Below are 10588 nucleotides of genomic sequence, written 5' to 3' on the forward strand. Positions count from 1 at the left end.
GCGACGATCACCCGAAGTGGCATGGGATCTCCACGTGAAGCAGGGTCGGGCCGCCCGTCGGACTCGACACGCGCATGCGCCCGTCGACGGCGGTGTGGACGGCCGCGAGGGTGACCTGGCCCTTGCAGAGCGCGGTGTGCAGGTGGGTCTCCACCGAGTCCTTGGGGTTGTTCGGGCCCTTGCCCGGGACGTGGCCGGGGGAGGGCGGCTCGACCCACAGGTTGCGCGGGTCGTTGGGGTCGCCGCCGAGCTGGAGGCTGATCAGGTGGTCGTACTCGGCGTCGCCCATCGGGCCGGTGTAGCCGTAGGACCTGGCGTTCTCGGCCTTCTCCTTGCCGGTGATGTTCGCCGGGGGCCGGATGGTGGAGGTGTAGCCGCCCGGCTTGCAGATGGTGTCCTTGAGGTTGTCCTGGGTGACCGCCGGGCTGATCGCGCCCGGGGTGCAGGCCGGGTCGGGCAGCGGCTGCTTGTCCGCGGTGTAGCGGTAGTGGCAGCTGCCCGGCGCGGGTTGCGGCTGGACGTCGTAGCCGCTCTTCGGGCCGGGGCCGGTGGGGATCGCGGCGGCGGGCGGGGCGGCCGCCGCGTTGCCGGGGGCGGATCCGTGCGCGGACCCCTTGGCGGCGTGGTCGGCACCGGGGGAGCAGCCGGCGGCCGCGGCGGCGACCAGGACGGCGGCGGCTATGGCCAGGGTGCGGCGGACGGAAGTCGGCACGGGGTCCTCCGAGGGGTGGGCGGGCGGCGGTCAGCGGGCGTGCCGGGGCCGCGCGTGCGGACACTACCGTGCCGGTGGGGCTCGGGGGATGACGCCATGTCCGGGCGGGTGAAGCCTTTGCCGGGCGCGCGGAACCGTTTCCGCGACGCGGCCGGATCCGGCCGCCGCCGTGGCCGGTTCCGGTTCTGTCGACGGCGTGAAGGAGCTGTGTTCGGACGGAGCGGGTCCGAGTCCGGCCGAACCGTTCCGGGGCTCGGTGGCCGTGTCGTAGCCTGACGCGGACGCGGCGGGGCCGCGATCAGACCGGCGGGAGGGGAAGCATGAACGGGCTTGTGCGGAAGGCGCGTTGGCTTGGAGCGGTGGTGGCGGCGGGGGCGCTGCTGGTGGCCGGGACGGAGGCGGCGGCAGCCGGGCCGGCCGGCCCGGCGGCGACGGTCCGGCAGGGCGTGGTGCCGGCCGGACCGGCCTCGGACACCGTCGCGCTGGGTGCCAGGGGCGAGTCGTTCGCCGTGACTCCGGACGGCACCCGCGCGTTCGTGGTGGCGAGTTACGACATCGACCCGGGCCACGGGGCCCGCGTGGTGCGCGCCCTGGACCTGCGGACCGGGGCGAGCACCGACCTGCTCACCGTCTCGTCCTTCGACACGGTCGGCCGTCCGACGGTCAGCCCGGACGGCAGCCGGGTCTACCTGACCCACGGCTGGGACCTGCTGACCTTCGACGCCGCCACCGGCCGGCTGCTCGCCCGGGTGGCCACGCCCGACCAGCCCCGCCCCGGGGCGATGAGCAAGGGTGCGCTGAACGCCGTCACCGTCAGCCCGGACGGCACCCGGGTCTACCTGTCCCAGTACGGCCCCTGGGGCGTGCGCCTGGGCAGCCGGGCCGGCCGGGTGCTCGCCTACGACCCCGCCGGGCGGGCCTTCACCGGCAGCGTGACCCTCACCGGCTACACCGTCGACCGGGTGGTGCTCGGCCCCGGCGGCACCGACGCCTGGGTCGGCACCGCGGACAACCTCTACCACCTGGACGTCGAGGGCGCTGTCCCGGAGGTCATCGACCGGGTGGCGGACTTCGGCTCCGCCGAGGCGGTCCTGCCCGCCCCCGACGGCCGTACCGTCTACGCGAGCGGGTACCGCGAGTGGGGCGCCGTCTCCCTCGACACCCTCGACCCGGAGACGAACACCTTCCGGCCCGGCTTCTCGCTCGGCGCCTCCGACAGCGGCCCCCAACTACTGGGTGCGAGCCCGGACTTCCGCCGGCTCTACGTGTTCACCGGCGCGCGGACGGCGCGGTCCGCGCTGCTGTCGTACGACCCCGCGACCGGCGCGGCCGTTCCCGGTGAGACCGTCACCGGCTTCGGGCTGGACTCCGTCGTGCAGGCCCAGCTCGGCGCGGACGGGCGCACCCTCCACCTGGCCGGGCTCAGCGGCACCGACTCCGTCCTGCGGACCGTCCGGTTCTGACGGCCGTGACCCCGGGCGGCCGCACCCCCCGTCGGGCGGCCGCACCCCCCGTCGGCCGGAGGCGGAACGGTGGCCGGACGCGGAACGGTGTCCGGCCGCCCGGGCCCGGGGCGCGCCGCGGGTCAGTGCTCCAGGATCCAGTCCGTCACCAGTTCCTCCAGCACCCCCAGCGGCAGGCTGCCGTGCCCGATCAGCGCGTGGTGGAACTCCCGGACGTCGAAGCGGGCGCCGAGCACCGCCTGGGCCCGTTCGCGGTGCCGCACGATCTCCTGGCGGCCGATCAGGTAGGCGGTGGCCTGGCCGGGCCAGGCGATGTAACGGTCGATCTCGTTGCGGATGTTGGCCTCGGGGGTCGCGGTGTTGGAGCGCACGAAGGCCATCGCCCGCTGCCGGGACCACCCGTAGTGGTGCATCCCGGTGTCCACCACCAGCCGGGCCGCCCGCAGCGCGTCCAGGGAGAGCATGCCGAACCGGGACAGCTCCGAGCCGTACAGCCCCATCTCGTCGGCGAGCCGCTCGGTGTACAGGCCCCAGCCCTCGACGTGGGCGGTCAGCCGGCCGCTCGGGTTGCGCCGGAACCGCGGCAGGTGGTCCAGGGTCTGCGCGACGGCGATCTGGAGGTGGTGGCCGGGCACGCTCTCGTGGAAGGCGATCGCCTCGTACTCGTAGGTGAACCGGGTCTCCGGGCGCAGGGTGTTGATCCAGTGGGTGCCGGGGAGGCCGCCCGGACCCGGCGGCTGGTAGTAGGCCAGTGGTGCGGTCTCCGCCTCGATCGGGTCGATCTCCCTGGTCACGCAGTCGGCGATCGGGTACGGCCGGAACCAGTCCGGGGCGGCGCGGCGGGCCCGGTCCAGGGCGGCGTCCACCAGGGCGACGATCTCGGCCGCGCTGCCGAAGCGCAGCGAGCGGTCCTCGCGCAGCGCGGTCAGCACGGCCGCCGGGTCGGTGGTGCCCAGCACCTTGCCGCCCAGCTCGGCGAACTCCTCGCGCAGCCCGGCGAGGGCCTCCAGGCCGGTCCGGTGCACCTCCTCGGGGGTGAGCCCGGGCCGGGTGAAGCGGGCGACGGCGTCGGTGTAGCCCTCGGCACCGCCCGGCACGTGGCAGACGCCGGCCTTGTCGTCCGGCCGGGCGCCCGGGGCCAGCTGCCGGGCCAGCCCGGCGCGGAAGCGGGCCACGGCCGGGCGGACGGCGTCGCGCACGATGGTCCGGGCGCGTTCGAACTCCGGGCGGCCGGCCAGCGGCCGCAGCAGCCTGTCCTCGGCCGGGGCGGTGGCCAGGTGGGCGTCGAGCTGGGCGACGGCGGCGTCGACCCCGCTGCGCAGCGGGCGGCGGCCCTCGGCCGCGGCGTCCAGGGTGCGGGCGAGGACGGCGTCGAAGTAGTCGGGCAGGGCGGCGAGGCGCTCCAGGTAGGAGTCGGCGCCCTCCTGGTCGACCGAGGTCATGGCGAGCGCGTTGAAGGCTTCGTTCTGCGGGGCGACGATGGTCGCCGAGACGCTGAACTCGTCCAGTCCGTGGGTGATCCGGCCGATGCCGTCGTCGATCAGCCGGGTGAGCACCCGGTGGGTGGTCCGGTCCTCGCCGGCCAGTGCGGTGAGCGGGATCGCGGCCAGCCGCTCGGCGAAGCCGCTCAGCGTTTCGCGGTGGCGGTGCGCGGCCTCCCGGGACGGGTCGGGCGCCAGGTGGGCGTAGCCCTCGACCCCGCCGAGCGTCGCGTCGAACGGGTCGTGGGCGTTCTCGGCGGCGAAGAACTCGTCCGCGAGTGCGGCGATTGCGGCGTGCTGAGGCTGCTCGATCACTGGTCGCTCCCCCGATGCGGTGTACCGCGGCGCGGCGTCCTGCCGCACCCGACCCGGCCGATTATTCGGAGCGACCGGTGGCCCGGTCAATACGCCCTGATGGGAAGGGAGTTCCGCGCCCCTCCGGCACCGTTCGCCGACGGTGCGACGACGGTGCCGGGGGAGAGGGAGGAGCGGGTCAGCCGGCCTGGGCGGCCTTCGCCTCCTTGGCGGCCTTGGCGGCGGCCTCCTTCTCGTGCTTCTCCTTGATCCGGGCGGTCTCCTTGCGGACGTCCACCTGGTTGGCGCGCTCGTGCTGGAGCCAGAGCGGGTTCTCGGCCCGGATCGCGTCGATCTGCTCGGTGGTGAGGGCCTCCGTCACCCCGCCGCGGGCCAGGCCGGAGATCGAGATGCCGAGCCGGGTGGCGATCACCGGGCGCGGGTGCGGGCCGTTCTTGCGCAGGTCCTGGAGCCACTGCGGCGGCTCGGCCTGCAGCGCGTTCAGCTCCTCGCGGGAGACCACGCCCTCCTGGAAGTCGGTCGGCGCGGCGTCGAGGTAGATCCCCAGCTTCTTGGCCGCCGTGGCCGGCTTCATGGTCTGGCTGGTCTTCTGCTTGAGCGATGTCATGGTGACAAGGGTAAGGGAGTGCGCGGGCGCTTCCGGTCACGGTCGGTAGCCTTGCCCTGTGACAGACATGCAGGTGAACCCGTCCTTCCGGCTCGTGTACGTCCCGGGCGTGACCCCCGGCAAATGGGTCCGGGTCTGGGGCGAGCGGCTCCCGGACGTGCCGCTGGACCTCCTCGCGGCCCCGTTCGGCGAGGCCGAGCGCACGCTGCGCGAGGGCGGCGCGGACGCCGGGCTGGTCCGGCTGCCGGTCGACAAGGACGTGCTGAGCGCGATCCCGCTCTACACCGAGACCACCGTCGTGGTCTTCCCCAAGGACCACTGGCTGGCCGCCGCGGAGGAGGCCACCCCGGCGGACCTGGCCGACCTGGCCGAGGAGGTGGTCTTCCACCCGCTCGACGACACCCTCGGCCTCACCGCCGAGACCCTGCCGGGGCGCCCCGCCATCGCGCGCCCGGACACCACGGAGGACGCGATCGAGCTGGTCGCGGCGAACGTCGGTGTGCTCCTGGTGCCGCAGTCGCTGGCCCGGCTGCACCACCGCCGGGACCTCACCTACCGGCCGGTGGCGGAGGCGCCGCAGTCCCAGGTGGCGCTGGCCTGGCCGCAGGAGCGGACGACGGACCTGGTGGAGGAGTTCATCGGGATCGTCCGCGGCCGTACGGTCAACAGCTCGCGCGGGCGCGGCGCCGGGCAGGCGGCGCCCGAGGCGCAGCCGAAGAAGGCGGCGGCCGGCCGGGGCAAGCCGCAGCAGCAGAAGGCCGGCGGCCAGCGGACCGGCGGGCAGAAGGCGGGCGGCCAGCGGGCCGGGGGGCAGAAGGGCGCCAGGGGCGGGGCGCCGAAGGCCGGCGGCCGGGGCGCGGCGGCCCGGCGCGGCAAGCCGAAGCGCTGACCGTGGCGTAGCGTCTGCCCCGTTCCCTTCAGCCGAGGTGGGAGGAGCGGGGCAGTGTGGCACGACCTGGTGGCCGTCCAGATCCCGATCGTCGAGAAGGTCCTCCGCACGATCGCCGTCTACGCGCTGATCCTGGTGCTGTTCCGGATCGCGGGCAAACGCGGGCTCGCGGGGCTGAACACCTTCGACATGGTGGTCGTCTTCCTGCTCTCCAACGTGGTGCAGAACGCCGTCATCGGCAACGACAACAGCCTGCTCGGCGGCGCGATCGGGGCGGTCACCCTGGTCGCGGTGAACGCCGGCGTCACCCGCTGGCTCGCCCGTGACCCGAGGGCCGCCCGCATCCTGGAGGGCACCGCCACCACCGTGGTGGAGGACGGCAGGCTGGTGCCCGGCGCGCTGCACGACCTGGCGCTGCGCCCGTCCGAGCTGGAGCACGCCGTCCGGGTCCAGAACGGCGACGACCTCGACGAGGTGGCCCGGGCCTGGCTGGAGCCGGACGGGCAGCTGCTGGTCGAGCTCAAGGCGGACGAGCAGAACGCCACCCGCGGCGACGTCGAGGACCTGCGGCGCCGGCTGGCGGAGATCGAGCGGCTGCTCGCCGCGATCGCCGCGGACCGCCGCCCGCCCCGCTGACGGGCTCGCGTCCCGCGTTCCCGCCGCGGGCGCCTCCGCCGCCTCCGCTCGTGCGGGCGCGGTCAGCGGTCTGTCGGCACCGGGTCGGGGGCTTCGGCGCGACGGCGGCGGGCGGTGGCGACGGCCACCGCGGCGGCCAGCGCGAAGCCGAGGGCGGCGGCCAGGAGGTGGCCGACGGTGGTGAAGCCCGGGAGCGGGCCGGGCCATTCGCCGTCACCGGAGAGCGGCCAGGCGACGACGAACGCGGCCCAGGGCAGCCGGGCCCGGCGGGGCACGGCGAGGGTGGCGAGGGCGAGGACGGTCTGGGCGCCGTAGCTGATGCCGTAGTCCGAGGCCTGGCGCACGCTCTCCGGGTACCAGCCGTGGCGCAGGGCGAGCAGGATCACCGCGGCGGTGACCAGGGTGGCGCCGATGTGCCCGCCGAGGAAGACGGCGGCGGCGCGCAGGCTGCCGAAGCGGCGCTCGGTCCAGGCGAGGCAGCAGCAGACGCCGAGGCCCAGGGTGATCAGGGTGCTGCCGAAGCCGGTGGAGAGGATCTCGGTGAGGGTGCCGTCGAAGAGCAGCGCGCTGCCGAACAGGGCGGTGACCGGGTGGTCGTGCAGGTTGTCGAGGTTGGTGCTGATGTGGTCGCGCAGCGCGTCCGCCCGGTCCGGGGAGAGCAGCTCCTCCACCCAGACGTGCCCGGCCAGGAGCAGGAGGACGTAGCCGGAGGTCAGCGGGGAACGGCGTGGATACGTCCGGGCGGCGCGGAGCAGCCGGGGCAGGAGTTCCCGTGGGGTCGGAGCGTTCATGGTGTGGTGGCGTCCCGGTCGAGCGGCTCGGTTCCGGCCGGCGCCCGTGCGGCCGGCCACGCCGGGACAGTACCGAAGCCCGGTGGCGGCCCGGTCAGCGGACCCGGCGGGTCAGCCGCGCGGTGAAGGGCCGGGGCGCGAGGGAGGAGCCGCGGACGGGGCGGACGGGCCGGCCGGGGGTGGGGGTGACGGTCCAGTGGGCGGCGATGGTGGCGATGGCGAGGACGGCCTCGGTGGTGGCGAAGGCGTCGCCGATGCAGCGCCGGGCGCCGAGGCCGAAGGGCGTGTAGGTGCCGGGGGCGGGACGGGCGGTGGTGAGCCAGCGGTCGGGGTCGAAGCGGTCGGGGCGGGGGAACAGGTCGGCCCGGCGGTGCAGCAGGTAGGGGCTCCACAGCAGGGTGGCGCCGGCCGGGACGCGGTGGCCGCCGAGCTCGGTGTCGGTGGTGGCGGTGCGGCTGAGGATCCACGGCGGCGGGTAGAGCCGCAGGGTCTCGCTGACGATCCGGGCGGTGAGCGGGAGGGCGGGCAGGTCCTCGTGGCGGGCGGGGCGGCCGTCCAGGACGGTGTCGAGTTCGGCGTGCAGGCGCGTCCGGACGGCCGGGTTGGCGGCGAGCAGGGTCCAGACCCAGGAGAGGGTGGCGCCGGTGGTCTCGGTGCCGGTCAGCAGGAAGGTGACCACCTGCTCGTGGACCTCGGCGTCGGACAGGCCGCGGCCGTCCTCGTCCCTGGCGGCGAGCAGGGTGGAGAGCAGGTCGTGCCGGTCGGTGCCGACGGCGCGGTGGTCGGCGATCAGCCGCCGGGTGATCTCCCGCAGGTCCTGCCGGGCCCGGCGGAAGCGGCGGTTGGCGGGGGTGGGGAGGCGGTCGGTGCCGGGCAGCGGCAGCATCACCCACCGGCCGACGCCGCGGGCGACCACATCCATGCTGCGGTGCACCGGCAGCGAGCCGGCCCGCTCGTGGGCGGCGAACAGGCAGCGGGCGGTGACGGCGGTGGAGAGGCGGTACATGGCGTCGGGGACGTCGATCACGTCGCCGTCGCGCCAGTGGGCGGTGGCGCCGGCGATCTCCTCGGCCATGAGCGCGGTGTACGCCGGCGACCGGTCGCGGTGGAACGCGGGCTGCAGCATGCGCCGTTGGCGCCGGTGGGCGGCGGCGGGGCAGGTGGCGAGGCCGTTGCCGAAGACCTCCCGGGCCTTGTCGAGGAGGGGGCCGCCCTTGTCGAAGGTGCGGTCGTCGGTGAGCAGCCGGTGGACCAGCTCGGGGTGGCAGACCACGTACGCGGGGAACGGGCCGAGCCGCAGCCGGACGAGGTCGCCGTGGGCGGGCAGGCCGGCGACGAACTCGTGCGGGCGGCGGAGGAGGGCGGGGGCGTGGCCGAGCAGGGGGAGGCCGCCGGGGGCGGTGGCCGCGGTGAACCGGGTGGTGGGGAAGAACGGGGTGGGCACGGGCGGCACCTTGGTTCGGGCGGGAGGACCGGGACGAACAGCGAACGTGATCTTTCCCGACGGCGTGCGGCGAAACGATCGTGGACCGGCGGACGGGGTGAACGCGGGGGCGCGGGCCGAACGGCCGTGCGCCCTCCGCGACCTGAGGGTCCGCCAGGAACCGGCGCTCCGGAGCCCGGCCTGGTGGCGGCCGCCGGTCGTGCCTACACTCGAAGCCTTGCGAGACTACCGGTCAGTAGGGTTGGCTGGACGCGACCGGGGCCGGGCGGGTGCGGCCGGGCGGGTGCGATCGCCGGACGGTGCGACGTCCGGCAGGGAGTGGGGAGTTCGGATGACCGACGAGCGGGTCCACGCGTTCGCCGACGACGCCCTGGGAGCCCACGACGCGGTGGCGCTCGCCTCGCTGGTCCGGGCCGGTGCGGTCAACCCCCGGGAGCTGGTCGCCGCGGCCGTCGAACGGGCCGCCCGGGTGGACGGCACACTGCTGCCCGTCGCCCACGCCTCGTACGACAGCCCGCGGATCAGCCGGGAGGGCATCGGCGCCCCGCTGTGGGGCGTACCGACCTACCTCAAGGACAACGTGGACCTGCGCGGCCTGCCCACCGGGATGGGCAGCGAGGCCTTCCGCGCCCGCCCGGCCCGCCGCAACGCGCGCTTCACCGACCAGTTCCTCTCCACCGGGCTGGCCGTCATCGGCAAGACCAGGCTGCCCGAATTCGGCCTCAACGCCTCCACCGAGTTCGCCACCGCCCAGCCGGTGCGCAACCCCTGGAAGCCCTCGCACTCGGCCGGCGCCTCCTCCGGCGGCGCGGCGGCCCTGGTCGCCTCCGGGGTGGTGCCGATCGCCCACGCCAACGACGGCGGCGGCTCGATCCGCATCCCGGCCGCCTGCTGCGGGCTGGTCGGACTCAAGCCCACCCGGGGCCGGCTGGTCGCCAACGCCCAGAGCGCCGGACTGCCGATCGACCTCGTCACCGACGGCGTGCTGACCCGCTCGGTGCGCGACACCGCCGCCTTCCTCGCCGCCGCCGAGCGGCACCGCGCCAACCCCGCGCTGCCCCCGCTCGGGCTGGTCGAGGGGCCGGGCCGGCAGCGGCTGCGGATCGGCCTGGTGGTGGACTCGCCGATCGCCGAGACCGACGGCCCGACCCGGCAGGTGGTCGAGGAGACCGCCGCCCGGCTGGAGGCGATGGGCCACCTGGTCGAGCCGACCACGCTGCCCTTCGGGGAGGAGTTCTCCCAGGACTTCGTCGGCTACTGGGGCTGCATCGCGTGGGCCATCGCGGCCACCGGCCGGCTGCTGATCGACCCGAGCTTCCGGGCCGGGAAGCTGGACGGCCTGACCACCGGGCTGCGCCGCCGGTTCCAGGCGCAGTTCCCGCGCACCCCCGGCCTGCTGCGGCGGCTGCGCCGGGCCGAGGACGTGTACGCGGGGATCTTCCGCGGCCACGACGTGATCCTCTCCCCGGTGCTCGCCCACAGCGCCCCGCCGATCGGGCACCTGAGCCCGAACGTGGACTTCGACGAGCTGATCGAACGGCTGATGCGCTACGTCGCCTTCACCCCGGTCAACAACGTGACCGGCGGCCCGGGCATCGCACTGCCGGCCGGCGCCACGTCCGGCGGACTGCCGATCGGGGTGCACCTGTCGGCGGCGCACGGGCAGGAGCGGCTGCTGCTGGAGCTGGCCTTCGCGCTGGAGGCGGACCGGCCCTGGCGCCGGATCCAGGACTGAGCCGGGCGGAACCAGGGGCCCGACCCGACCCAGGCCGGGCGGACCGGTGAGCGGACCCGGCCCTCACGGCGACGGCGCCACCACCACCGCCCGCGCCGCGTGCACCTCGTGGTGCAGCCGGGCGAGCGCGCAGTGCGGCGACAGCACGTCCGGCTCCGCCGCCGGCAGCGGCTCGCCGGTGCGCAGCGCCTCGGCCAGGCCGGCCAGCTCCCCGGCGACGGCGGCGACCTCGGCGGGGGTGGGCACCGGAGCGCCGTGTTCGATCCGCACCCGGGTGGCGGTGGTGGCGTCCACGATCCGCTCGACCGCGATCACCACCGGCCACCACGACTCCGCCCGGGCGCCGACCGGCGGCGGCTCGGTGAGCGCCCGCTGGAACTCGCTGCGCACCGTGGACAGGTCCCGGTAGAGCCGCCGCCGGTAGGAGTCGGCGTCGTCCGGCTCCGGCAGGGCGTCGCTGTCCCACAGCCTCAGGGCCTCCTCCAGGTCCTCAGGGAGACCGGGCACGACCAGGT

9 protein-coding genes and 1 pseudogene are annotated in these 10588 nt (G+C 75.6%); 4 read left to right on the plus strand and 6 right to left on the minus strand.

The features are described 5' to 3' along the window. Positions 1-7: 7 nt before the first annotated feature. The gene (locus tag AB0E96_RS32350) at positions 8-712 is read right to left on the minus strand and encodes a hypothetical protein (protein ID WP_359829348.1); all 705 of its coding nucleotides are present in this window, start codon (positions 710-712) and stop codon (positions 8-10) included. Positions 713-1032: 320 nt separating this feature from the next. Between AB0E96_RS32350 and AB0E96_RS32355 the strand changes: the two genes are divergently transcribed. Beyond that, positions 1033-2175: a hypothetical protein gene (locus tag AB0E96_RS32355; RefSeq protein ID WP_359829349.1), complete on the plus strand. Its 1143-nt coding sequence runs from the start codon at positions 1033-1035 to the stop codon at positions 2173-2175. 122 nt (positions 2176-2297) lie between these two features. Here AB0E96_RS32355 and AB0E96_RS32360 read toward each other — a convergent pair whose 3' ends face one another. Then, positions 2298-3971 carry a DUF885 domain-containing protein gene (locus AB0E96_RS32360; RefSeq protein WP_359829350.1) on the minus strand — a complete coding sequence of 558 codons (1674 nt, stop codon included), beginning with the start codon at positions 3969-3971 and terminating at the stop codon, positions 2298-2300. Between the two features lie 178 nt (positions 3972-4149). Then, the gene (locus tag AB0E96_RS32365; protein WP_359829351.1) at positions 4150-4578 is read right to left on the minus strand and encodes a DUF5997 family protein; all 429 of its coding nucleotides are present in this window, start codon (positions 4576-4578) and stop codon (positions 4150-4152) included. A gap of 67 nt (positions 4579-4645) precedes the next feature. On the opposite strand from AB0E96_RS32365, the gene AB0E96_RS32370 reads away from it, so the two are divergent. Together AB0E96_RS32370 and AB0E96_RS32375 are read left to right on the plus strand one after the other, a co-directional pair. After that, on the plus strand, positions 4646-5467 hold the full coding sequence (locus tag AB0E96_RS32370; RefSeq protein ID WP_359829356.1) for a LysR family transcriptional regulator substrate-binding protein: 822 nt from the start codon (positions 4646-4648) through the stop codon (positions 5465-5467). Positions 5468-5521: 54 nt separating this feature from the next. Then, the gene (locus tag AB0E96_RS32375; RefSeq protein ID WP_359829352.1) at positions 5522-6103 is read left to right on the plus strand and encodes a YetF domain-containing protein; all 582 of its coding nucleotides are present in this window, start codon (positions 5522-5524) and stop codon (positions 6101-6103) included. A 62-nt stretch (positions 6104-6165) separates the two neighbouring features. Here the strand turns inward: AB0E96_RS32375 and AB0E96_RS32380 are convergent, their stop codons facing one another. Beyond that, on the minus strand, positions 6166-6894 hold the full coding sequence (locus AB0E96_RS32380) for a rhomboid-like protein (protein WP_359829353.1): 729 nt from the start codon (positions 6892-6894) through the stop codon (positions 6166-6168). A gap of 94 nt (positions 6895-6988) precedes the next feature. Continuing rightward, the gene (locus AB0E96_RS32385; protein WP_359829354.1) at positions 6989-8338 is read right to left on the minus strand and encodes a cytochrome P450; all 1350 of its coding nucleotides are present in this window, start codon (positions 8336-8338) and stop codon (positions 6989-6991) included. A 331-nt stretch (positions 8339-8669) separates the two neighbouring features. Here AB0E96_RS32385 and AB0E96_RS32390 point away from each other — a divergent pair, with 331 nt between their 5' ends. Next, positions 8670-10073 carry an amidase gene (locus tag AB0E96_RS32390; RefSeq protein ID WP_359829355.1) on the plus strand — a complete coding sequence of 468 codons (1404 nt, stop codon included), beginning with the start codon at positions 8670-8672 and terminating at the stop codon, positions 10071-10073. Positions 10074-10136: 63 nt separating this feature from the next. On the opposite strand, the pseudogene AB0E96_RS32395 reads toward AB0E96_RS32390, so the two are convergent. Next, positions 10137-10588, minus strand: a pseudogene (locus AB0E96_RS32395) (FUSC family protein); the annotation flags it as partial.

This window comes from Kitasatospora sp. NPDC036755 (assembly GCF_040636595.1).
GTDB lineage: Bacteria > Actinomycetota > Actinomycetes > Streptomycetales > Streptomycetaceae > Kitasatospora.